Genomic DNA, 865 nt, shown 5'->3' with positions numbered 1-865 from the left:
CCATGTACGCCCTGCTAGCTCTTCGGTACCATTCTTGGCTTTCAGCGCGCCAGTATCTAGCATCACATTCGCCATTTGGTTATCCACAACCATTGCTGCAAACATCTTTTCTTCTAAGTAGCTGACTGTGTTGATGTGTTGACTCACTGAGCGAATCACACTGATCGCCGCGGTGGCAAAAATAGCCAGTGCAACCAACACTTCAAGCAACGTCATCCCTCGCACTCGACGATTGTTTAAGTTTGGTTGAGTTTGCTTAAAATTGCGCATTCGCATCCTCTTCCATTTCTTCACCTGGCGCTACCAACAGAATTTGCCCACTCTCTTTTCCGATCACTCGCCAACCATCGTTAAACGCATCGCCTTTTTGTGGGAAAAAAGACAAGGTAAACGGCGTGACTTCTGCGCTCGAGAAAATGAAGACTTGCGGTGGTTTCACTTTCTTTTCTTCAGTTTCGTCGGCAAACATGTCTTCAAACAGTGAACCCGGCTCGAACAAACGATCGTCTTTATCCCAAGCACCGCCACCTAGATCCAATTGCAATGCAATGTCATCTTCTAATTTGGTTTTGCTTGGAATTTGCTTCATTTCTAGCGGCTTCCAGCCTTCAGCGGTCAAGCTAAGCAGGGTGTAGGTCTTTTTCGTATCGTCGACACGCACACCAAAATCTTTACCGCTGAGTACGGCTTCTTCGTTAAGCAACTGCAAACGCTGAAAGAAACTTTGCGCGTATTGTTTAGAGAGGTCTTTTTGACTGGTAGGCAACGTAGTGATCACCGCCACCGCGGTAAGAGATAGCAAAACCAGCACCAATAGAATTTCTATCAATGTAAAACCGTTATGTTTTCGCATTTGTTTCATTAG

2 protein-coding genes are annotated in these 865 nt (G+C 45.8%); both read right to left on the bottom strand.

From position 1 onward, the window contains the following. On the bottom strand, positions 1–270 hold a 270-nt coding region (gene gspI / locus R7R78_RS25180; RefSeq protein ID WP_225474509.1), incomplete at its 3' end, for a type II secretion system minor pseudopilin GspI. Continuing rightward, complete coding sequence (gene gspH, locus R7R78_RS25175) at positions 257–853, bottom strand: type II secretion system minor pseudopilin GspH (RefSeq protein WP_031809496.1); 597 nt, start codon at positions 851–853, stop codon at positions 257–259. The genes gspI and gspH, both read right to left, overlap by 14 nt. Between the last annotated feature and the right edge of the window lie 12 nt (positions 854–865).

This window comes from Vibrio sp. 2134-1 (genome assembly GCF_033339495.1).
Note: the sequence above shows the minus strand (reverse complement) of the source record. Positions and strands in the feature narration are given on the sequence as shown.